A 23,860-nucleotide genomic window follows, 5' to 3' on the forward strand; every position below is an offset into this window, starting at 1 on the left:
TTATGACCTTAATAACCATCCCATTACCTAACACGGAAGCCGAGCTGCTGTACTCCGAGTTAGTTGCAGAAATACAGTCTGGTACTAGTGATCGCATTATCAAACAAATAGAGAGTGCTAACCTAACCAACCTTCCGTTTGTTATTCGAAAGTTCACCAACGCACAGTGTGAACAGTTTTGGGCGTTGCTTTGTACTCAAAAACCTAATCTAGCTGCTGATTTTCTGGATTACCTAACAGAGCCAGAACGTGCACTCTTATTTTCAAACCTTCCTATCGACAGCGCGAAAGACATTCTTTTACATATGCGTTCAGACGTTCGCCGCTCTCTATTACGTAGCTTACCTAAACCACTTCACAAAGCCCTTGAATCCTCCCTGCCCGAAACTTGGGAAAACGAAGAAAAAGCCGCAATGTCTTTTCCTAATGGCTCCGTGGGACGTATTTGCAAGAATGAGATCATTAAATTGGAAAACTGGGCAACCATTTCAGACTTAGAGAACGTCTTGCGTGAAGGTGAGCAAAGCTCTGAACGAATTGAGTGGCGCTACATTTATTTACACGACAAACGCGGTAACTACTTAGGTACGGTGAAAACTAGAGAACTGTTTCTCGCTCAATCTTGGGATAGATTGCTCGATCATATTGATACAAGTGTCCCCACCGTACCTGCAGATTTTGATCTCCAATCATTAAAAAGTGTGCTCGACTCTACCTCACACTCTACCGTTCCTGTTATCAACGAACATGGCTTTCAAATTGGTATTGTTGGTCACACCCAATTAAACCAGGCGTTATATGAGAAATCCGAACAACAACAACGTGAAGCCAGCGGTATATTTGGTGGCGACGAGTTTCGTACTATGCCGCTATTACAACGTAATATCCGACGCCTCACATTTTTGCTGCCATCGGTCATCTTGAGCTATGCCGCGGTATCGATCATCGCTTCCTTTGAACATATTATCGAACAAGTTGCCGTATTAGCCGCAATTTTACCTTTAGTGGCTAACTTATCCGGTGCCGCGGGTAACCAATCTGTTGCCGTTTCTATTCGAGAATTATCAACAAAGCATATTTCCGCTAGAGACTGGTTATTTGTTGTCGCCAAAGAGTTCCCGATTGGTGCTATCAATGGTCTTGCTATTGGTCTGGTTATTGCTCTACTCATGTTGATTACCCATGGTCAGCAAAGTCATTTATTACCAGTGTTAGTCGCGGGGGCCTACACGATATCGTCCACTTGTGCAGTTATGATCGGTGGCGCGTTACCTCTAATTCTCAAGCGCGGAAACCTCGATCCGGCGATGTTATCTAGCCCACTGCTCACCACATTAACCGATGCGATTTCATTCTTTAGTGTTCTGTACCTTGCTCAGTTAATGCTTCTTTAACCTAGTTAGCTAGTCAGTCATTTAGTCATTAATTTGATTCGAGATTAAGCCAACACCTAATAATTTAACCACCATCCAATGACACAGAAACCCACAAAAACCTTAAGGGAACCGTATGCATTTAGAAACTTTATTCACCTATTTAACTCTCACCGTTCTCGGCTTGTTGCCGATGATGAACCCGCCTGCTGCTGCCACCGTGCTTCTTGGTTTAAGTAAGGGCCGAGACAAGAGTTATATCGTTTCACAAGCGAAAACCGTTGGGCTTTACCTATTCATCGCCATGTGCATCACCTTTTTTATTGGTGCTTCTGTTTTAGAGTTGTTTAGTATTTCAATTCCGAGCTTACGCTTGGGTGGCGGAATTATCATTTGTGCGATTGGTTTCAACATGCTGTTTCCAAAACCAGAAAGTATGGATGGCAGTGTCGGACAAGATTCTATTGCTTTAGTGCCCCTTACGATTCCATCACTGTGCGGCCCCGGAACAATGGCACTGATCATTAGCCTTGCCGCTGAAATTGCTTCTAGTGAAGAAGAGTTAGAAAAAATAAGTATTTATACAGGAGTGATTGGTGGTTTTGGTGTCGTGAGCTTAGTCGCCGCTTTTATTCTGAGCATGGCTTACCCGTTACTTAAAGCTCTGGGCCAAAATGGCATTAACGCGTTTACTCGAATAATGGGTTTTCTGCTTATCTGTATGGGTGTGCAGTTCTTTACTATCGGTATTACTGAGATCGTACAAGACATCGGCGCATTGCTGTAATTTTTCGTATCAAAACCCCGCACTTTAGATTGCTTATTGTGTGGGTTTTTCTGTTTAAATAAAGGCACCCAGTTTCCACTCCAACAGCTCACAATACTATCCCCCTCAGAATTCCCACTCTACTTCTAATCACTCGACTTGCTCTTCGTTCTTCTATGTAAGTGCTCCACTGATCCAGTAAACATTGAACCAGTATATATTGACGGACCAGTAAACATTGGCACATCTTCCCGAGTTTTCATCACAGAGATTCGATAGCAATGTATGAACGTTTTAAGGCGGTCACGCTGGTGGTTTTCTAGCTAAATAGTACTGTTTATACATTAATAACAGCACGTATCTTTCATCAAACTTGAGTACTAAATCGTTCACTTCCTCCAGGCTAATACGAATAAAAAAGCTGATACCAACATTATTGGTATCAGCTTAATCCTACGTACTTCTGGACGTTCTTTCTTATCCTAATGAAAGGTATTGAACATGTAGATGTTAACGATAGCTTACTCGATACAGCAAGGCATAAATCACAGGCAATACCACTAATGTTAGTAGTGTAGCAAACCCAAGTCCGAATATGATGGTCACCGCCATCGACTGGAAGAAGGCATCAAATACCAGCGGGATCATACCTAGCATGGTAGTAATTGCCGCCATGCACACAGGTCGTACACGACTCACACTCGCATCCACAATCGCACGGTTAAGGTTTGAACCTTGGTCGGTTTCGATATTGATTTGCTCCACCAACACAATACCATTCTTCACAATCATGCCTGATAAGCTCAATAGTCCTAGCAATGCCGTGAACGAGAACGGAATATTCATTAATAGTAAGCCCGCAGTCACACCAATTAATGCTAATGGTACGGTTAACCAAATCGCCAAAGGCTGACGAATGGTGTTAAACAACAAGACCGTAATCAAGAACATGATCAGATAGCCCATTGGCAATGAACCCATTAGGTTGTTGGTCGCCTTTTGCTGACTTTCATATTCACCGCCCCACTCAAAATGATAGCCCTGAGGGAGTTCAATCGCTTCGATTTTAGGAGCAACCAAACGGCGCAAAGATTCAGCCGTATCATCACCAAATGGCGTCACATCGGCCATAACGGAAATCACGCGTTTAAAGTTACGACGAACAATTAGAGAGTCTTCCGTCGTCAAATTAAAGTCGGAAACAACCTGTGTTATTGGGATATAACGGCTTTGGTCTTGGCTCCACACTTGTAACTCAGGTAATCTATCGATATCAAAACGTTCTTCATCTGGCGCGCGCATCACAATCGGCATGATATGACTACCATCTCTGAACAAGCCAATCTGCTCACCATTTAAATTGCGTAACAAGGTTCTATCAAGATCACTTTTGGTTATCCCAACTCGCCTTGCTGCTGCACCATCGAGTTGCGGTTCAAGCACTTGAGTTTTCTCTCGCCATGAGTGACGAACTGCAGTTGCTTTTGGCTCATTACGCATGATCTCATTCGCTTGAGCAGCAAGTTGTCTCAACACCTGTGGGTCCGCACCATAAAAGCGCGCTTCGACTTTAGCGGCGGGGGCTGGACCTAAGTCCATTAACTTAAACTTGAAATCAATATCTGGATGTAAACTTTCAAGCCTTGCTTTCATCTGGGGTAACATCGTTTCGATCGCGGCTAAGTCTTTCGCTTCAACAATCAATTGCCCGTAACTGCTATATGATTTTTCAGGTGCATAAGTCAGAATAAATCGCTGAGCACCCGCACCTACGACGGTTGTAACATTATGAACATCATTAAAGCCGCTCACGGTACGTTCAATTTGCTTTAAGCGTCGTTCTGTTTCACGAACGTCTGTGCCTTGTTGCAGCCATACATCCACATAGAAAATTGGCGTATTCGATGGCGGGAAAAAAGCTTGTTTTACAGAGCCAAACCCGATCACAGCAGAAATAAGTAAGACCAGAGTGATGACCATAGTCGCGACACGATTTTTTAGTGCGGTATTAAGAACCGTGCGATACAGGGTAAATATCAACCCTCGATAAGGATCGATATGCTCTGACTCACCTTTGGCTATTTCTTCTTTAAACATCAGTTCGCAGAAGAACGGCGTTAACGTGATAGCAAGCACCCAACTTAGTAATAAAGAAATCACTAATACTTGGAATAAAGACCCTAAGAAATCCCCCGTTGCATCGGCAGACAAGCCAATCGGGGCAAATGCAATGATACCAATCAGTGTTGCACCAAGCAGGGGCCACTGGGTCTGTTTAACCACAGATTCAATGGCTTTACGTTTGGTCAATCCACGCTTCAGACCGATTAAGACACCTTCAGTTATCACTATCGCATTATCAACCAGCATCCCGAGTGCAATGATCAAAGCACCAAGTGAAATGATTTGAATCTCAACGCCTAGAATACTCATTCCAATAAAGGTACCGAGGATAGTCAGTAATAAAATAACCCCCATTAAAATGCCAGAACGCAAGCCCATCGCAAATAACAGCACGACAATAACAATCAATACCGCTTCAACTAGGCTCATCACAAAGTCAGATACCGATTTATCAACCGCATCGCCTTGGTCGTACACCTTGTTTAATTCAATCCCCATTGGGCGAGCAAAATCGAGTTCAGACAATTTATTACTGACACGTTCACTCACATCAACCACATTGACGTTGTTCGCAAACGAGATCCCTAGAGAAATGGCTTGTTCACCATTGTTACGATACAAGGTATAAGCTTTATCCTGAAACTGACGGCTTACCTCTGCGATATCACCTAACTGGATCAGGTCATTGCTTCCCGGCGGGCTAAATTTAAATGATTTTAACGCTTCAATTTCATTAAACTCACCAGAGGAATGGATTCGGATCGATTGTCCATCAAGTAGTAAATCACCACCGTTAGACACCATATTCTGATTTTGAATCAAACGAGAAAGCCAAGCAGGATCAAGATTCAACGTATTAAGATCTTGCTGAGCAATCTCAATCACAATGTGTTCAGAGACTAGCCCAGCCAAGTTAACTTTCTTTACCCCTTTAATAGCAAGAAGCTCACGCTGAAGGTATTCACCGTAATTTTGCAGTTCGCGATAAGTGTATTCATTACTCGTAATGTTGTAGAGAATGCCATACACATCGCTAAAATCATCAATGACTTGCGATGGATTCACTCCCGGTGGCATTCTAGGTTGAATATCATTCACCTTGCGGCGCAATTCATCCCATACCTGAGGTTGTTGTTCTGCTTGTATGGTCTCTTTTAATATCACCGCAATCTGAGACAGCCCAGCACTGGTAAAAGATTCGACATCTTTGACATATTCGAGCTGAGAAATCGCACGCTCAAGCGGTAAGGTGACCTCCTCCTCAACTTGCATTGCAGAGGCACCAGGGTACGTGGTGTTAACCATGGCTTGTGGAATAGGGAATGCTGGAAATTCCAATTGCCCTAAACCACGAAAAGAAAGCACACCGCCCACCAATAAAATGGCAACGACGAGCCAGCTTATGACTTTGTTTTTGATTGCGTAATTAGTTAGGTTCATTATAAACCTCGCTCACGAACGATGGGCGTAACTCTCATGCCCTCTGACAATTGACTGACACCAGCACTCACCACATAGCTATTCTGAGAAAGATCTCCAGAAACAATCGCACCACGTGCCGACACTCCTTGAATGGTGATATCTAACGGAGAGACTAGCCCGTTCTGAAATACCCAGACTTGAGGTTGACCAATCACGTCATTGTCTAAAATGGCGCTAGCAGGAACGACAAAACGTTGAGCTCCTTGTTTATCGGCAATGATTTTATCGATATCAAGGTGCAGCGTTGCTCCCATACCTGGATACACAGTATGGTTATGTTTTGGCGCGGCTAGAGTAAAGGTCACTTCATAGCTTTGTGTACCTGCTGTTGCTTGCGTTTTATGCTGTTTATAAGTCACAGGGTAGGAAACCGACGAGCCATTAAAGGTCGCTAATGGCTGATAAGATGGGTCAATTCTCTTAGCATCCATCTGGCTAAGTACGTTCTCAGGTAACTGGATCGTGACATCAATCATTTCATGATCTTGTAAAAGGACGATACCTTGGTGAGCTTGCACTTGTTGATGGTTTTCAATGTGAGTTGTTGCAATTCGACCACTGTAAGGCGCAGTAATGACGGTATCTTTCAACCTGTCTTGTGCAAGCTGTAAAGCCCCCTGTGCAACTTGAAGACGAGCTTGAATGCCATCAAACTCCGCTTGAGCCAATAGATTCTTTTTCATCATTTGGGTCGCTCGATCTAATTCCCTTTTTACTAAATCAAACTCCGATTTTTTCAATGCGACTTCAGTTTTAAAATCTCGCTGATCAAGCCGAGCAATGACTTCGCCTTTGGTCACTTTTTGCGATGGCTTTAAGTTAAATTCCACCACTTCACCACCCACCCTGAAGGCAAGTTCAACTTCCTTAGACGCAGAAACTTGGGCAGGGAAACGGCGTATATCTTGATGACCCACGGTTTGAACTTCAGTCAAACGAACAGGGCGAGGAGTGTCACCTATCAGTGGTGAGTCTTCGGTCGAACACCCCGTCGACATAAGTAAAACAGAAAAAGAAAGAAGTATGCGTGAAGGACGAATACGAGGCATGGATATCTCCAAAGTAGCTTAAATATTTGACGCTACTTTGGAGTAAACTGAAGGCAAACACGATGAATTAGAGAAATTCAAATTAGCGGAAATCACCTTAAGGTAAAACTTTTAATTTTAACCATTTCCATTTGCGCGAACCGCTGAACTTTTGGCTGGGTACATAATGCTGTCTTTGATTCCATCTTTAAATTCATAGCTAAAGTCTGGGAATGGGTAGTTATTGTTATCTAGCCACTGATTTACCGTTTCGGTCGCTTTCTCTTTGAGTTCATCATCAATAGGGTTAAGTGCCTGCGTCAGTTGGTATTGATTAGAGAATGCCAACTGGGCACCTACCGCTTCAACTTGCTGCATTACCGAAAACATCACATCTTCTTGCACAGCAAGAAACTCTTCATGGTCTTTGCATATAATATAAGCGAGTATATCGATGTGTATCGCAAACTCACCAACACCCACAAACCTTGCTCTAACTGGATCTTCATCGAGTCTAGGATGTTGTAATAACAGCCGCCTAATACCAACAACCAGAAGTTTGAGTTGGTCTTGAGTTAGCTCTGACCGCAACCTCAAGCGGTGGCTCATTCGACGCTTATCACGACGCTCTAAATTATCAATTTCCATGTTGGCAAACTCGGAATTAGGAATAGTAATTAATGAACGTTCTAGCGTTCTAATTCTCGTAGACCGTAACCCTATGCTCTCAATCGTCCCTAGATTGTCGCCATAACGACAAAGTTCTCCAATTTTAATTCCACCATCAGCATACAAAGTCAGTCCATTAATCACGTTTTCCAGTACAGGACGAATGGCGAGTGCTACCGCCAAACCACCAACGCCTAAACCGGTAACAATTGGGGAGATTGAAAAGCCCATAAAATCGACCACATAAATGCCCAAGATGGCAATCGTGAGGCCACCAAAAATACGCGCGAGTACCGTAATTAAAGAGGAGTCAACATACTTACCTTCGTGTTTATTAAATACATACAGCTCAGCAAAGTAATTGAAGATGGTCATGATCAACCACGCAACGAAGAAAAACTGGCCAATCAAAAAAGAGGTAGACAAAAACTGGTAGATACCTCCAGTGATCCATATTCCGTCATCAATCACTTTTCGGGTAATAAACAGGATAAAGACGACCCCAACCAAAGATAACTGGCGGCCAACTTGCCATTTCAGTCCATTTCGATACCAATGTAAGTTCCAACGTTCGCCAAGCGAGAAGCTTAACTTAATCATAAATCGACATAACAAAAAGACGCCCACTAAAGCGAACCACTGCCAAAGAGGAATCGATGCGTATAAGGTATTAAAGCTTTCTGGTAAAGATTTGATCAATGATATTGAAAATAGCGGGCCTGGGAGAATTAAAAACTCATGGTACAAATCAACGTCATGTTCACTTTTCTTCGTAGACGCTGAGATCAGGCGATACCATTTCGATAAGCTATTAATGGAAGTGGTCGTAAATAGATATTGGCCAACCTTCTCACCATTCGTCTGCCTAGCAATCAAAATGTCTGTATTAGCGAGACGCCATTGGTAACCAGTGTCACCCGCTGGTGATGCCATTTCTGAAGGATGTAATTGAACATCTTGGCCTAACCTATTTAGAATTTCGTGCAGCAAAATGATTCTTTCCATCACAACCACGGTTCGACTGCGATTGGGAAGGTTTGACAGATCCATGGTACGCGTTACTTGGGCATAAGCATGTTGGGCTTCAGGTAAATCGAGCTGCTCAAGCTGCCAATAATGGATCACGTGCTCAGAATACTTAATAAAACCAGACAGAGTGCTATTGGGCGTTGAGGTATCCACAAAACCGGGCTTGTCTTGCCCGTGAGCGAATGAACTAAACCAAACAATTTGGATTGAAAAGAAAAGTGTTAAAAGTCGAGCGACCATAATTGACCTTTGATTTAGTAGAGATACCCTCTCAGAGAGCATACGATTCTTACCATCAATATGATTAGTAAGAATAAAAAGTGGAATAACTCAAGAATGGTTCACTATCAGTTCGAGCAATAATGAATTTCTCTAATTCATGGGATTTGTGAAGTAGTTATGCGATAAATAATCATCAATAATCGATGGAGATAAACCATGAAATACTTCCCACTTATTACCGTTATTCTTGGTTACTTAATTTTCATGTCATTTCTAACGTTACGAATATCATCATAAATATATTTTATCTTTAGCTATCGCATAGCAAATTACATCACTATGTGATTACACTTCCCTTTGCGATTAATTTTCTCTATAAAGATCATTTCCTTTAACCCATCCCTCCTATCAAAGACAAAAAACCACACATAACAATTATATAAGAAGACAAACCAAAATAGATGTATTTAAAGGGAACTTTTCCATAAAGAATCAATGGTTGAGCAGTTATACTTTCCATATATGGTTATACCTATTATTTAACATTTTCATTAAACGTTACGCTTAGCTAGTAATCAATTGAACTATCATTTTTTAGTTACTGGTTATTAGCTATAACATATTATTCATTAAGTAACTGTACACTTCAAATTTAAGGTAAATACAGTCACTTAACAAAGGGTAATATTGTGGATTAAAAGCTCATGTTGTAACTGATACCAGTATGGTGATCATTGTTTTCATCGTAACGATATGTCGCTTCAACAAACTGATTTGGCGCTAATTTGAAACCTAAATTGGTTTCAATAGATAAATCACGGTAACTCTCTTTACCGCCGACTTTCTGTTTTTGATCATTAAAGCTATAAGTGTATTCTGGTGTCACATCAAGCCAAACGACACTAGTGAATGCGTAGGTCATGGTCAGTGCTGCATTAGCTAAATAACTTGTGTTTGTCGATAAATCATTGGTATTAAAGCCTAGCCCCATTGATGGATAAAGGCTGAAGTTAGAGTCAATAGAGGTTGTTTTTATGGCATTAAAAAACACCGTATGTGAGTTTTTGCTTGTATCCTTGTAATCGGTATCCCATAGGTAATCCAACTGAAGAGCGGCATCGCTATCACTATTCGCTAATGTCGCAATAAAATTATGTTGGTAGAAATCATTAGAACCAATGTATTCAAACATGGTTGAACCATTGTTTAGATCCTGGCTTGCAGCAATGCCAGCTGTAAAACCATCACTATCATAACCTAGGTTCGCATAAGAGTAAGTCGACACTAGGTTTGAAAAGTCGATATTCTGGTTTGCATTCGCAACAGCTGAAAAAGTTAAAGGTAAAATAGCAGAGATAGTTAATACAATTTTTTTCATAATGTGTTCCTTAATATTTAATGTCGAGTAAATTGTACCTAACCAGCTATTGTTTACGACGAATTACAGAAATTCAAAATAGAGCTCACTACTATTTTAATTTTTTAAAACCACTCCAAAGAGTCACCAATAGGTAATCTAAGAGCATATTGGGTACATTAGACGAAAGATGATGAATAATTACTTTGGCACAAAAAAGGCTCCAATATAGGAGCCATAAACTTTCAATTAGCTATAAACGGCGGGCTATTCACTATGAATAGGATTACCGCCTTCATCTAACAAAGGAGTTTGGGGCTTATAATGCTCAGAAGACAAACCGATCCTTTCCGGTATTGCTGTACCGATCACTAATGAAGACCAAGTGCCCACAATAATCCCAGCGAACAATGCAAACGCAAACCCACTTAATGTACCGCCTGCGATAAGGCCAATACTGCTTACCGTCAATAACGTGGTTCCAGACGTTACTAGAGTCCTAAACAATGACGATCGTATCGCTTGATCCGTAGATTCACTGGTACTCTGATTCGGTCTACGGGTTAGGTACTCACGAATTCGGTCTCCGATCACAATAGAGTCATTGAGCGAGTAACCGACCACAGCAAGCAATGCAGCAAGAGCGGTGAGATTAAATTCAATCGAAAACACCACAAACAATGCTAGAACCACCAGTACATCATGCAGTAGAGCAACAATCGCGCCCAGAGCTAATCGCCATTCAAAACGCACAGTTAAGTAAAACATAATGGCGATAGACGCAACAATCAGGGCTAAACCACCTTGCTCAAATAATTGCTCACCCACCTGCGCGCCAACAACTGAGCTCGACACTAGATTAAGCGGATGGCCTAGCTCCAACTCTACAGCTCTTAACCACTGCAACAACTCCAATTCACCCGTTCCGCCAATAGGAAACTGTAACTGCCAAGTTTGGTAGGTAACATCGGGCACTAGATTGGGTAATTCATCAAATACCGTATTCAAAGCTGATTGCATCGCTTCCAAGCTCACCGGGACATCAGCATTGACGACATGAGAGATACCACCGGTAAACTCAAGCCCAAGTGTAAACCCTTTGGTCGATATCAGGACAATTGATATAAACATCAACCCAAGTGAAACCAATAAACCGTTCCACCTTACTTTTGACCACTGAATATCAGCGACTCGTTGGTTAAGCTTTGTCATTGTCATGCCCCCAAAGTTTTGTCATCCACATTTGGCTATAGAGTAATCCCGTAAACATACTGGTTAAAAGTCCAATCCCTAGCGTTATTGCAAAGCCCTTCACGGCACCATAACCAATCGCAAACAGAATAATCGCAGTGATCAACGACGTAAGGTTTGCGTCAATAATCGTACTTCTGGCCTCTTTATAACCTCTCGGTATCGCACTCGCTAGCGATCTTCCTGAACGCATTTCTTCTTTGATTCGTTCAAACACTAGAACGTTAGTATCAACCGCCATGCCCATGGTGAGTACAAGGCCCGCAATACCCGGCAAAGTAAGCGTTGCTCCCGGTATCAATGATAAGAAACCCACAATCATGACAATGTTGGTGATAAGCGCGGCACAAGCTATAACACCGAACTTTCGGTACAAAACCAGCATCGACACAAATGTCAGAGCTAAACCTACCATCACCGCGAGCAAACCCTTTTGGATATTTTCTTCACCTAGGCTTGGACCAATCACTTGCTCATCAATAATGGTCACAGGTACGGTCAATGACCCAGAGCGTAGAATTAGCGCAAGGTCTTGTGCATCGGAAATTTGCCCGATACCCGTTATTCTAAAACGACTTCCTAATTGGCTTTGGATCGTAGCAATGTTGATCACTTCATGGCGTTGAACAAGTTGGTTGTTATGATCTTGATGATATTCGCTGTATAAGGTCGCCATAGGCTTACCGATGTTACTACGTGAGAAGTCAAACATTTTGCTGCCTCCCGCACTGCTCAACACTAGGTTCACTTCAGGTTGTCCAAACTCACCAACCGATGCGGATGCACCAATAATGTACTCTCCCGTTAACACCGGTTGCCTAGACAAGCGTACAGATTCCCCATCACGCGTAGTATGAGTCTGTGCAGCTTGGCTTGAATCAACAACCGTATGAAAAGAGATCGTCGCCGTCGCACCAATAACACGCTTCGCAACTTGAGGATCTTGAACGCCCGGGAGCTCTATCAATATACGGTCAGCCCCCTGACGCTGGGTGACGGCCTCAGTGATACCTAAACTTTCAATACGCTGGCGCATAATATTTAGGGTTTGCTGCATAGCGAGGCTTGCCTGCTCTTCTTTAATGCTTTCATCAAGCGTAAAACGTAATACGTTGCCGTTTACACTGATTTTCCATTCAGAAAACTGTGAACGCATGTGGTCGGTTACGCTTTGAATACTGTTTGAATCACGACTACTTAAATTAGTAATAATGATCGAGAATCCATTGTTATCTATGTCAGCAATTCGACTGCGAACCCCTTCTGCATGAGCCACGTGGCGAGCATTAGTCGATGTCGCTTCTACCAAACTTCTCACGCTATCATCTATTTCAACTTGCAGCATGAACTGCACGCCACCACGAAGATCTAATCCAAGGTTAATGGGTGTTAGCCCTACTTGGCTAAATAGCTGAGGTGCTGCACTGACGAATGAAAAATGAGAATGAGCTAACGGAAACGCCAATGACAATACCTGTTGTGCTTCTCGCTGTTCTTTTTTACTTTCAAAGATTAATGTAGTTTCGTCTTGTTGGTTCTCAACACCTAACGGAGTTATCTGACTTTTAACTAATGTGCTTAGCAAAGGCTCAATGGGTAATGAGCTATCAGCGTGATTAAGAACCAATGCAGGCTTTTCGCCAAAAAAGCTCGGTATGGCGCTAATCAATAAGAGAATTAGCAGGAAATAGGCAAATATTTTTTTCATGTTATCTACCCTATAAATACACATACTTCACGAGATAAAAGCTACCTTCTGGGGCTTGTAACCAGTTAGTAGCGTTCACATCACCAGGTCGGTACTTCGATATTTTGATCAGTAAGCTGCCATCGAGTTCTCGATGAAAATTCATGTTGTCGATATTGGTAATCAATTGCTGACCACCATCTGCTACCTCGTCACTTTGCCCATCCATGATAACAATCGACCACAAATCGCTTTCGGCTTCTTCCTTTGTAATTCGATACGTCAGAGATTGGTTATTACTGATTTGTTTGACATCACTCGTCGCTTCAATTTGAGGTTCACTGTCATAAATGAGCTTGGCGATTGCAGACACGTCCTCCAACATTGAGCTCGAAGACCATGCAAAACTTGAGAAAAAGCCGCTTACAAGAAGAGAGAATAACAAAAGATATTTATTGATATTTTTCATTGGGTTGACAACTGTTGATTGATGCTACTTAGATTCTTTTTTGAACCTATCTCCTTTGCTGCATTAGGTTTCCTTTCCTAGAAAACCATGAATGCAGTGATCATAAATAACCAACAGTGTCCTGAATATGGTTTACAGAAATTCAAATATGACTTGAGAGATTCACATTTGAATTTCTCTAATTCTTTGAGTCTTTAAGTGAAGTTAAGCAAACTCAATTCAAACGACATTGAGTTAAAAATCAACGTCTAATGCCAACTCAACATTTTCATTTTGGCTGATTATTTAAATCCCGAGGAATCGATAGCATGAAATTCAATATTATTTATCTCAATGATCGACGCTATAAGATCTACGATATCGGAGAGGGCCAAAGTGTGATGTTTATTTTCCACAGAGAGAAAAGCATGGCCGATTTAGAAGATATTGTAAGATTGAAGCTAAAAAAGCATCAACGAGTGATCATTGTCGATCTCAGTGATGATTTCCCTAGTGATATTTCAAAAGTGACTGAGGCAAATTGCCAAGCATTGATTGAAGATCTTCACCTACTTGCAGATATTTACTGGCTTGACGACGTAGCAGTAGAAAGCGATTACATTAACAAACCAATGATCGCAACGTTGTCGACCCTGTTAGGTAACAGGTGCGTTGCTTTGACTACGTTATAATTGTCTCAAGGGGGAGGCTTGTCATGTTAGCCATGCGAGAGCAGCACGGGTTACAACAAACGGTTCTTATACTGTTCTGGCGTTTGGTTCGCGTAACGTTTGAACATGGTGATAAAAGGGCTTGCTTGGTTGTAACCCAATGTGAGAGCGACTTCCTTGACCGATTGCCCGTTTCTTAACAAATCCATTGAGTATAGGTAGCGCACTCGCAGTCGCCACTCGGTAAAGCTCATTCCAAGCTCCGTCTGGCAGTGGCGAGAAAGAGTTCTTTCCGTGGTGTGGACACGTTCAGCCCAGTCTTTCAGTGTCACTTCATCGGTTGGGTTTTCTTCAACAGAAGCCAATATTGGTGCTAGGTACTTATTGTCGGTTGAAGGCAAGAAGTGGTGTTCAACCTCACGCTGCGCAAGTTGGTCAAGCAGTACCTGAACGAGCCTTTGATCTTGCTCTGTTTCCGCAACATTTATTCCACGCTCGCGAAAGTCATCGATGATCGAAGACACAATGGGCGTGATCTTTATAAGACTGGTTTTTTCTGGCAGGTGTTGCGTGAGTTCTGGCGCGATATTTAGCGAGCAGTAGTCCAGAGGCTTACGGTTATAACTGCAATGCATCACCCCGGCTGGTACCCAAATCGCCAAATGCGGTGGTGCTAGAAATCGGGTGCTTTCCGCTTCCATCTCTAATATACCACCACTGATCAATTGAACCTGTCCCCATGAGTGGCTATGAACTCGGGTCTCAGTGTTCGAAAGAAACGCTTCAAAATTCATAAATACGTTGGATGGTGCCTTGTCAATTGATAAGGATGGGTGAAGGTTTCTGGAGTGTTTTTTCAAACTTGTCTTCCTATCGCGCCTGATGTCTTTCTAAAGATACTTGTAAGTATAACGACCTGTCAAACTAGCCGCATCAACTCATTTGCGACGGAATTCACATGCATTATCTCTTACCATTTTTTACAGTCTGTATCTGGGGCGCCAATGCAATCGTCAACAAGCTTGCTGCAAGCACCATAGAACCTAGCGCGATGAGTTTCTACCGCTGGTTTTTTGCGATGTTAATTCTCACGCCTTTCTGTATTCGCCCTGTGATGAAACAGTGGGCCGTCATTAAGCCAAACCTATCGAAGTTAGCGTTCCTCGGCTTTTTGGGCATGGTGTTGAACCAATCTCTAGGCTACTACGCAGGCTTAACCACAACCGCTTCCAACATGGCATTAATCACATCTTTAGTCCCATTGATCAGCGTGTTTCTAAGCGTTCCTTTGTTGCACAAGTCGATTTCTAGTTTGAGTATTGTTGGTGGTGTATTGTCACTGTCAGGCTTAGCACTGATGTTAGGCAAAGGCGATCCTCTGTTCTTCATCCATCAAGAATTGACCCAAGGCGATGGCTATATGCTGATTGCAGCCTTTGTTTATGCTTCTTACTGTGTGCTATTGAAACGCTGGAAAATGCCAATCAGTAGCTGGGTGGTGATTTACATGCAGGGGCTTTTTGCTGTCGCAATGCTAGCGCCACTTTGGCTTACCAGCGAACAGCTTTTACCACCGCAACAAGCGATCCCATTAATAGCTTACGCCGCGGTGGCCGCTTCGATTTTAGCACCTTGGATGTGGGTGAAAGCGATTGATACCATTGGTGCGGACTCAAGTGCGATGTTCATGAACTTGATGCCCGTTATCGCAATTGTATTAGCTTCCACTTGGCTAGGCGAAGAGATTAATCAGTTCCACATTATTGGTGGTGTAATGGTGATTTCGGGTGTCATCCTTGCACAAATCAAAAGAAAACCAAGGCTTGAGGCTCCTCTCCCTCAGCAAAGCTAAACGGATGGGACAACGCTCATATTAGGGCAAACACTCAAACTCACTTTTTCACAGTGCCTACTCCTAAAGTAGGCACTGTTGTTTTATTTACAAGTCTTTCAAATGCTTTTAATAAGCGTTCATTGTGGTTGCAACATGTTAACGAGTCAGGCTTAATGCATTGAGTACCGTTTAAGTTGTAAAAGGAATTACAATGACTCAACCAACGATCCCAGTGATCATCTCGTCCCTGCTTGCTTTATCATCTGCTTCAAGCTTTGCTGCCACTGTTCCTGCTGATACACCATTAGCTGAGGAACAACATTTTGTACGTGGCAACGGTGCAGAGCCCAATACACTAGACCCTAGCTTCGTAAATTCAGGCATGCCCGGTGACATTATCGTCAATGATATGTTTGAAGGCTTTGTGATTGAGAACAGTGACGGGCAAATCATCCCAGGGCAAGCCAAAGAGTGGTCTATCAGCAAAGACGGTAAAACCGTGACGTTTGTATTGAAAGAGAACCTCAAGTGGTCGAATGGCGAGCCAGTCACAGCGTCTGATTTTGTCTTTGGTTGGCAGCGCGCTGTGTCTCCTGAAACGGGTAACAACACGGGTTTTGTTTTTTCAACGGCTAACATCGTGAACGCTAGAGAGATTCTATCAGGAGACAAAGATCCCTCTGAGCTTGGTATCAAAGCATTAGATCAGCGCACGGTTGAAATTTCACTTTCAAAACCTACGCCCTACTTTATGAGTTTAATGAGCATCAAGACCTGCTTCCCTTTGCCTGCTAAGTTGGTTCAAGAGAAAGGTGACCAATGGACTCGCGCAGAAAATATCGCAACCAACGGTGCTTACACTTTGAGTAAATGGGTACCCAACGAATACGTTGAGGTCGAGAGGAACCCAAATTATTGGGATGACACATCGACAGTCATCAACAAGGTGACCTATTTAGGCTTATCATCTCAAAATGCCGAGCTTATCCGTTACCAAGCTGGTGAGATCGATATGACCAATCGCGTTCAGCTTGAGTACTACCAGAAATTAATCCAAAAAAGCCCTGAACAGATCAAAGCGCAAGCTCTATTGGGCTCATATGTTTATTCATTCAATACGCGTCAAGCGCCCTTTGATGACGTCAGAGTTCGTCAAGCACTCAGCATGGCCGTCAATCGTGAGACTCTGGTCGAGAAAGTTACAGGTCAAGGTGAGCCTGAAGCCTACAGCGTGACGCCGAATAATATTCCTGACTACACAGCGCCTTTATCCGAATTCAACTCTTTGGACAGCGCTCAGCGTTTAACAAAAGCCAAAACGCTACTGGAAGCAGCTGGATATAACGAGAACAACCCACTTAAATTCACACTGACATACAACACCAGTGAGAACCACAAGAAAATAGCTATTGCGATTGCATCAATGTGGAAACCACTTGGCGTAAAAGTTGAGTTAGAGAACATGGAATGGAAAGCGTATGTTGCAGCGAAAGGGGCTGGTGATTATCAGATTGCGCGCTCATGGGCGTTTGGTGACTACCCAGAACCTTCTGCATTGCTAGAAGCCTTCACTTGTGACCACACTGCAAATGAGAGTGGTTACTGTAACACCGATTATGATGAGCTCTTACAGCAAGCAAGTAAAACGGAAGAACAATCTAAACGCTTCGCTCTATACCAGCACGCAGAGTCGATACTTAACGAATCAGCAGCAGTTATGCCTTTATATCATTACAATCACACTCGATTAGTGCGAAATACACTAAAAGGTTTCCCTAATAATAATCCGAAAGGAAATATCTACGCGAAGGATCTATACTTTATCCAAGAGTAAAAGTGAGCTGAATAACAAATATTTTTAACTACCACTTTAGTAGTAAAGAGGCTAGAATAATTTAACTAAACCAGATAAACAGCGGTTAGTTGGCTAAAACAAAATAAGGTACCGTAATGAGTACCACACGGCTTAGAAACACCTAGCATTACGCTAGGTGTTTTTTTGCAATCAACCTTTCGAGTAACTTACTCGATAAAGTACACCTCTGTTGATGCAACACCTTTAAACACCAATATTCACCAACTTATCACCTGTTCGAAAAAATAGTCTTAATCGTGAGATTATCCGCTTTAATTTATGTCATCTTAAGTATATTGTTATTAGCAAGTAACAAGCATGTTATGCAGCACGATAATAATGAAGGAAAATAAATGAGCAGTAGCAATAGCCGACAAGATGGTAAACGAGACGTTACTCTGCGTTTTTTAGCTGAACCCGGGGATGTGAACTTTGGTGGTAAAGTTCATGGTGGTGCAGCAATGAAGTGGATCGATTTAGCAGCCTACGCTTGTTCTGCTGGATGGAGTGGTAAATATTGTATTACCGCTTACGCAGGGGGGATTCGATTCGTAGCTCCGATCCATGTTGGCAACCTTGTAGAGGTAAGTGCGAAAGTCATCTATACCGGTTCATCTTCTATGCACATCGCTATCGACGTTCAAGCCAGCGACCCTAAAGAGCTCAACAATCGCCTAACGACTCACTGTATCGTTATTATGGTTGCTGTTGATGAAAACGGTAACCCGACAAAAGTGCCGGAGTGGACGCCAGAAACGCCAGAAGACATAGAATTAAGAGATTCAGCTATTCGTCTAATGAACATGCGAAAACAGATCGGCGAAGAGATGGAAGCGCACGTGAAATACCTTAAGTAAAGCCCACCAACCGCTCTACCCTACAAAACCTTATTACTATGCCAAGTACCTGCTTGGCATTTGCTTATCTAACCCCTTAGTTCTGTGTATCTATACAAGGCATGCCTATGAAAGCGTGATAGCCAGTCAAAGGTTGAAATGAATCGAAGCTGTATCTCGGATTTATTTTGACTGTAATAAAGTCGTCATTTTGCTCTGTTTAAATACCGCCAATCATAATGGATGTATTTGAATTTCCCGGAGCCACTCTTGAGCGTCACACGCCCCACTCTTAGCGAATCTACACTGAACAATTTAAAGGCTGTTGAGTACCAATGGGTTAGAACTTTGTACGTCGAAGGCTACGACAGCAATGAAATCAACCACTACATCCAAACTTGTTTTGGCGGTGACCAGACGTTTGCGGATCTATTTCGCCGTGTGGCACTCGATCAAGAAAGCATCTATGTGCTGTTGCAGCATCTTGGTTGTGCTCCTTCTAGTAGAGAATTCTAATCCCAACATCTGATTCTCTCTTACCTTTGAATCGAAACATGCTTTCAAGCAAATTAATAACCGGCAGTGATGATTACTCGCGATACATCAACAGTGGCCTGCCGTTATAGACATTTCCTGTGTAATCTGGCTAATCGTTGCATACAAATCATTGAAGTATCACGCATTGGAATATTAGCAACATATCAATAGTACAACAGCCAATTATACTGAGAGTCTGATTTGTGAGACTAGTTCATTTCTACAAGTAACCAAAATGAAGTAGTCGGTATTTAGGAGAGAAGTAACTCGAAACTTTGGGCTTTAAAGTAGATATGAGCACGATAGTTGACGAGTAACGCTGACACAAAAAACAAAAAGTAGCAGGCATAAAAAAACCCAAGTAAATACCTGGGTTAGAGTTACAAAAACCACTAATCATTAATAGCGTAAGGAACCTGATTAGTAGCCAGCTATGCGTAACCTGAGGGTTATTTTTATTACTGATCGGCGGCCAAACCAAATGATGTAATAAAAATGCCAATATAGAGCGACCTAACGGTCGCTCTTTTTCTTTCTTATAGGGTATAGCTTATCCTTTTACACCACCTGCCGTCAAACCGCCAACTAACCAACGTTGAGCAAGTAAGAACACGATAGTAATCGGAAGTGCTGATAGTACAGCCGCTGCCGCAAAGTCACCCCATAAGTAGTTCTGAGGGTATAGGTATTGCTGCATACCTACTGCTAGTGTGTAAGAGTTCACATCTGTAAGTAGGATAGACGCTACTGGCACTTCACCAACTGTCGCGATGAAAGATAGGATAAACACAACCGCTAGGATTGGCACAGACAATGGCAGTAGAACCAGTCTGAATGCTTGCCAAGGCGTTGCACCATCCAGTGCTGCCGCCTCTTCCAAAGAGTTATCAATCGTCTCAAAGTAGCCTTTAATAGTCCAAACGTGCAGTGCAATACCACCCAGGTAAGAGAAGATCAGACCGCCATGCGTGTTCAAGCCTAAGAACGGGATGTATTGACCAAGTTTATCGAACAGCGCGTAGATAGCCACTAGAGCAAGTACCGCTGGAAACATTTGGAAAATCATCATCGCTTTCAAGATAGTTTCTTTACCTTTGAAGCGCATACGAGCAAATGCGTAAGCCGATGTTGTAGACAACGCCACAATCAAAATAGACGTAACACCCGCTACTTTAACCGAGTTCCATAACCAAGTTAGAACAGGGAATGGAGGTGGCGTTACCGAGCCATCTGCGTTCGTTACTGAAATTCCCAATGCTAGCTTCCAGTGCTCCAGTGATGGATTGTCTGGAATCAAGCTACCGGTTGCGAAGTTACCTTCACGGAATGAGATCGCGATAATCATCAGTAGTGGGAAGATAATCATTGCCAAAAAGCACCACAACACTGCATGCGTAGCCCACACTCGGTATTTAAGGCCTTTACCTTGTACCATAGCCATTGTCGTGCTCCTTAATCTTGAGACAGTTTAGTGAAACGAAGGTTTAGTAACGCTAGTGCACCAACCAATAGGAAGATAAGCGTTGCGATAGCACTTGCTAGACCGAAGTCTTGACCGCCGCCGCCTTCGAATGCAATTCGGTACGTGTAGCTTACAAGCAAGTCTGTGTAACCCGCTGGTTCAGAAGTACCAATCATGTTCGGGCCACCGTTCGTCAATAGTTGAATCATTACGAAGTTGTTGAAGTTAAAGGCAAACGCTGCAATCAATAGCGGTGTAAGCGGTTTAATCATCAATGGGAACGTAATGCGCTTAAAGTTATCAAGAAAGTTCGCACCATCGATTGCTGACGCTTCGTATAAATCATCAGGAATCGCTTTAAGCAGGCCCATACACAGAATCATCATGTAAGGGAAACCTAGCCATGTGTTAACCATCAACACCATGGTTTTCGCAAGAATCGGGTCTGAGAACCAGTTTGGGCTTAAGCCGAAGATATTCTCGAGCACCATGTTGATCTCACCAAAGCTTTGGTTGAATAGACCCTTAAAGATAAGAATCGAGATGAATGCTGGTACGGCGTAAGGCAGAATCAGTAGAACACGATAGATAGAACGACCTTTCAGCTCTTCCCACTGTACGATGTTTGCAAGCACAAGGCCGATAACCAGTGTGAACGCGACAGTACATACCGAGAAGATAACCGTCCAAATAAAGATGCTGATAAACGGTTCTTTAATGCCGTCATCTTTCCATACACGCTCAAAGTTATGCGTACCAATACTAACCACGAAACCTGGAGAGATGGTATTACCCGTAAACTCACCGTTTGCATCAACAGGCTGGTAGAAACCCACATCCATGTTTGGCTTGAGAACTTCACCCGTTTCATTGTTGATTAACGTTTCTTCATCGTCTTGTAGCGTGTAAAGCGGAGCAACAGAAGCAAACTTACGTAAGCCACTCATGCGAATGTCACCACCGTCCGGTAGATTGAAATCAACACCACTGATCGCTGCTCGGTTTTGGATGATCGCTTTGATCTTCTCTTTTTCACCTTGCGCAGACTCGATGACAGATAGGTCCATCTCTGTTGCTGTCATATTGTCTAGAGAAAATACGTCAGTTGCTAACAGTTGGTCGCCATCTTTTACTACGATCTGGTGACCGTCATCTGTCTTGTACAAAGTAAATGGGTAGCTCTCACCGCTTTGGAAAGAACGGTCTAAAAGAACGGTTTGAGTACGCTCTAGAGAAAGCTGGTTTTTCGCGCTGTAGTTAGTAAACGCAAGCCCTACGGTGTATGCCAATGGGAAAAGAATGAACAAGATCATTCCGGCAATACCTGGGTAAATATAACGGTGGGCGTAAGTTTTTTTACTACCAAAAATGTAAAGTGCCAAAGCCGTTAAGATCACTGTAAGCAGCGCAAAAGCGAGCTCACCGCGAGAATACATTAGAATTGTAGCGTAGCCGTTTATTAAGCCAACGCTACCAAGCAACCCCCATTTGATGAAGACGCTTTTACTGCCTGGAAGGCTTGATGGTGCTGGGATAGCATCTGTACCTTGAACTGACTGCATAGAGGAACCTGCTAGCGATATAGATAAAAAATAGAAAAGTAAGGAGAGGTTACCCCCTCCTTAAAAGGTAGTGCCTGGGTGTTACTTAACCATACGACCTTCAGCAGCTTTTAGTGCTTGGTCTACTGATTGACGGCCGTCAACTACGTTGCCGATCGCTTCTTCCATGCTGTACCAGAATGTTGTGAACTGAGGGATGTTAGGCATGATTTCACCGTTCATCGCGTTGTCCATTGTTGCTGCAATACGAGTATCGCTGTCTAGTTGACGTTGGAAAGAGTTAAGAGCAACAGCGCCTAGTGGCTTGTCGTCGTTCAGGCTCTTCATACCTTCATCTGTTAGTAAGTAGTTTTCCATGAACTCAACAGCTAGGTCGCGGTTTGGAGACGCAGTGCTGATACCACCCGCCCATACACCAACGAAAGGTTTAGACGCTTTGCCGTTGAACTTAGGTAAAGTTGTTACACCGTAATCTACGCCGGCTTTCTTGATGTTTTCCCAACCCCAAGGACCATTAATTGTCATTGCAACGTTACCCGCAACAAATTCAGACTCAGCAACTGAGTAATCCATGTCTGCAGAGATAACTTTGTCTTGTACCATCTTCTCGATGAAACCTAGAGACTTCTGAACACCGTCAGTCGCTACGCCCGCATCTTTAATGTCGTAACCTTCTGCAGTTTGTTTGAATGCGTAACCGCCGTCAGCTGCAAGTAGAGGCCATGTGAAGTAAGCGCCGCCACGTAGAGGCCACATGATCGCTTTTTTGCCATCTTTTTTAAGTTCAGCATCAAGTGCTGGGATTTCTTCCCAAGACTTAGGCGGGTTAGGAACAAGCGCTTTGTTATAAATTAGAGAAACTGACTCAACCGCTACAGGGTATGCGATTGTTTTACCTTCGTATGAAACAGCGTCCCATGCGAAGTCTACGATACCTTCTTTAGTTTCTTTAGAAGGTTTGATATCAACAAGAAGTCCCGCTTCTGCATAGCCGCCAAAACGGTCATGTGCGTAGAAGATCATATCTGGGCCATCGCCAGCTGCTGCTACTTGAGGGAATTTCTCTTCTAGCTTGTCAGGGAAAGCGACGGTTACTTTAACACCAGTATCTTCTTCGAAGCGTTTACCTACTTCAGCCATGCCTTCATAAGCTTTGTCACCACCTACCCAGATTGTTAGTTGTCCTTCTTCGATAGCAGCATTTGCACCAAAAGAACCCAGAGCAACTATTGTACCTAGAGCTACAGCGCTTAGAGCGTTTTTCATGTGAATATCCTTTTTATATTTATACGTAGGGCACATCTACCAAGACGAGCCAGTTTTCGGAGGTTATGATCTGAGAAAACAGACCCTAGCTCATCATCCTAGCCACTACGCCCTAGCTATTATGGCTTAAATTCGTGATCGCCATCCGGTCAGATTAGAGACTGCAATCACAAAACGCATAGTCATCGTGATCAACATCACCGTTATGTGGTGGATTTATTTGAACTGGATCGCCAATTATTAATAACCCTGTATATCTACTCCTCCCCTCCTACTCCCCCTAGTTAATTTTCCATTAGGAGGATGTACCCTTACGCCATTTCACCGAAACTGCATTCATCCAAGAGTGGATAGTAAGAACCCTTTACCAGCAAGTGTTATGCGTTGACGCATTATTCATT

The 23,860-nt window shown here is 42.9% G+C and carries 18 protein-coding genes; 7 read left to right on the forward strand and 11 right to left on the reverse strand.

Going from position 1 to position 23,860, the window contains the following annotated elements:
- Positions 1-2: 2 nt before the first annotated feature.
- Both FTW16_RS10325 and FTW16_RS10330 read left to right on the forward strand, forming a co-directional pair.
- Positions 3-1,394, forward strand: coding sequence for a magnesium transporter (locus FTW16_RS10325; RefSeq protein WP_146490973.1), 1,392 nt, complete (start codon positions 3-5; stop codon positions 1,392-1,394).
- A 115-nt stretch (positions 1,395-1,509) separates the two neighbouring features.
- Positions 1,510-2,160: a MarC family NAAT transporter gene (locus tag FTW16_RS10330; RefSeq protein ID WP_146490974.1), complete on the forward strand. Its 651-nt coding sequence runs from the start codon at positions 1,510-1,512 to the stop codon at positions 2,158-2,160.
- 489 nt (positions 2,161-2,649) lie between these two features.
- Here the strand turns inward: FTW16_RS10330 and FTW16_RS10335 are convergent, their stop codons facing one another.
- The 7 genes from FTW16_RS10335 to FTW16_RS10365 form a co-directional block, all read right to left on the reverse strand.
- Positions 2,650-5,703: an efflux RND transporter permease subunit gene (locus tag FTW16_RS10335; protein ID WP_146490975.1), complete on the reverse strand. Its 3,054-nt coding sequence runs from the start codon at positions 5,701-5,703 to the stop codon at positions 2,650-2,652.
- The gene (locus tag FTW16_RS10340) at positions 5,703-6,794 is read right to left on the reverse strand and encodes an efflux RND transporter periplasmic adaptor subunit (RefSeq protein ID WP_146490976.1); all 1,092 of its coding nucleotides are present in this window, start codon (positions 6,792-6,794) and stop codon (positions 5,703-5,705) included. The genes FTW16_RS10335 and FTW16_RS10340 overlap by 1 nt, the downstream gene beginning before the upstream one ends.
- A 117-nt stretch (positions 6,795-6,911) precedes the next feature.
- Positions 6,912-8,711, reverse strand: coding sequence for a mechanosensitive ion channel family protein (locus FTW16_RS10345; protein ID WP_146490977.1), 1,800 nt, complete (start codon positions 8,709-8,711; stop codon positions 6,912-6,914).
- Between the two features lie 676 nt (positions 8,712-9,387).
- Positions 9,388-10,071 carry a hypothetical protein gene (locus FTW16_RS10350; RefSeq protein WP_146490978.1) on the reverse strand — a complete coding sequence of 228 codons (684 nt, stop codon included), beginning with the start codon at positions 10,069-10,071 and terminating at the stop codon, positions 9,388-9,390.
- Between the two features lie 246 nt (positions 10,072-10,317).
- The gene (gene secF / locus FTW16_RS10355; RefSeq protein ID WP_186728048.1) at positions 10,318-11,262 is read right to left on the reverse strand and encodes a protein translocase subunit SecF; all 945 of its coding nucleotides are present in this window, start codon (positions 11,260-11,262) and stop codon (positions 10,318-10,320) included.
- Entirely contained in the window at positions 11,249-13,009 is a 1,761-nt protein-coding gene (secD, locus tag FTW16_RS10360; RefSeq protein ID WP_186728049.1) for a protein translocase subunit SecD, read from the reverse strand. Before secD ends, secF begins: the two co-directional genes overlap by 14 nt.
- 10 nt (positions 13,010-13,019) lie before the next feature.
- Positions 13,020-13,361: a DUF1214 domain-containing protein gene (locus tag FTW16_RS10365; RefSeq protein WP_186728050.1), complete on the reverse strand. Its 342-nt coding sequence runs from the start codon at positions 13,359-13,361 to the stop codon at positions 13,020-13,022.
- A 404-nt stretch (positions 13,362-13,765) separates the two neighbouring features.
- Here FTW16_RS10365 and FTW16_RS10370 point away from each other — a divergent pair, with 404 nt between their 5' ends.
- Positions 13,766-14,128 (forward strand): hypothetical protein, encoded by a 363-nt coding sequence (locus tag FTW16_RS10370; RefSeq protein ID WP_146490982.1) that lies wholly within the window; start codon positions 13,766-13,768, stop codon positions 14,126-14,128.
- A gap of 50 nt (positions 14,129-14,178) precedes the next feature.
- Here FTW16_RS10370 and FTW16_RS10375 read toward each other — a convergent pair whose 3' ends face one another.
- Positions 14,179-14,967 (reverse strand): AraC family transcriptional regulator, encoded by a 789-nt coding sequence (locus FTW16_RS10375; RefSeq protein ID WP_123283566.1) that lies wholly within the window; start codon positions 14,965-14,967, stop codon positions 14,179-14,181.
- Positions 14,968-15,065: 98 nt separating this feature from the next.
- Between FTW16_RS10375 and FTW16_RS10380 the strand changes: the two genes are divergently transcribed.
- The 4 genes from FTW16_RS10380 (at position 15,066) to FTW16_RS10395 (ending at position 19,148) form a co-directional block, all read left to right on the forward strand.
- A complete protein-coding gene (locus FTW16_RS10380) occupies positions 15,066-15,959 on the forward strand; it encodes a DMT family transporter (RefSeq protein ID WP_146490983.1) in 894 nt (297 codons plus the stop codon).
- Positions 15,960-16,152: 193 nt separating this feature from the next.
- A complete protein-coding gene (locus FTW16_RS10385; RefSeq protein WP_146490984.1) occupies positions 16,153-17,775 on the forward strand; it encodes a peptide ABC transporter substrate-binding protein in 1,623 nt (540 codons plus the stop codon).
- 374 nt (positions 17,776-18,149) lie between these two features.
- The gene (locus FTW16_RS10390) at positions 18,150-18,653 is read left to right on the forward strand and encodes an acyl-CoA thioesterase (protein WP_146490985.1); all 504 of its coding nucleotides are present in this window, start codon (positions 18,150-18,152) and stop codon (positions 18,651-18,653) included.
- A gap of 222 nt (positions 18,654-18,875) precedes the next feature.
- The gene (locus FTW16_RS10395; RefSeq protein ID WP_060980586.1) at positions 18,876-19,148 is read left to right on the forward strand and encodes a hypothetical protein; all 273 of its coding nucleotides are present in this window, start codon (positions 18,876-18,878) and stop codon (positions 19,146-19,148) included.
- A 571-nt stretch (positions 19,149-19,719) separates the two neighbouring features.
- On the opposite strand, the gene malG is transcribed toward FTW16_RS10395, so the two are convergent.
- The 3 genes from malG to malE form a co-directional block, all read right to left on the reverse strand.
- Positions 19,720-20,610 carry a maltose ABC transporter permease MalG gene (malG, locus tag FTW16_RS10400; protein ID WP_017633186.1) on the reverse strand — a complete coding sequence of 297 codons (891 nt, stop codon included), beginning with the start codon at positions 20,608-20,610 and terminating at the stop codon, positions 19,720-19,722.
- 11 nt (positions 20,611-20,621) lie between these two features.
- A complete protein-coding gene (malF, locus tag FTW16_RS10405) occupies positions 20,622-22,193 on the reverse strand; it encodes a maltose ABC transporter permease MalF (protein ID WP_132981774.1) in 1,572 nt (523 codons plus the stop codon).
- Positions 22,194-22,274: 81 nt separating this feature from the next.
- The gene (gene malE / locus FTW16_RS10410) at positions 22,275-23,459 is read right to left on the reverse strand and encodes a maltose/maltodextrin ABC transporter substrate-binding protein MalE (RefSeq protein WP_017060048.1); all 1,185 of its coding nucleotides are present in this window, start codon (positions 23,457-23,459) and stop codon (positions 22,275-22,277) included.
- Between the last annotated feature and the right edge of the window lie 401 nt (positions 23,460-23,860).

Source organism: Vibrio sp. T20 (genome assembly GCF_007858795.1).
Classification (GTDB): Bacteria; Pseudomonadota; Gammaproteobacteria; order Enterobacterales; family Vibrionaceae; genus Vibrio; species Vibrio satsumensis.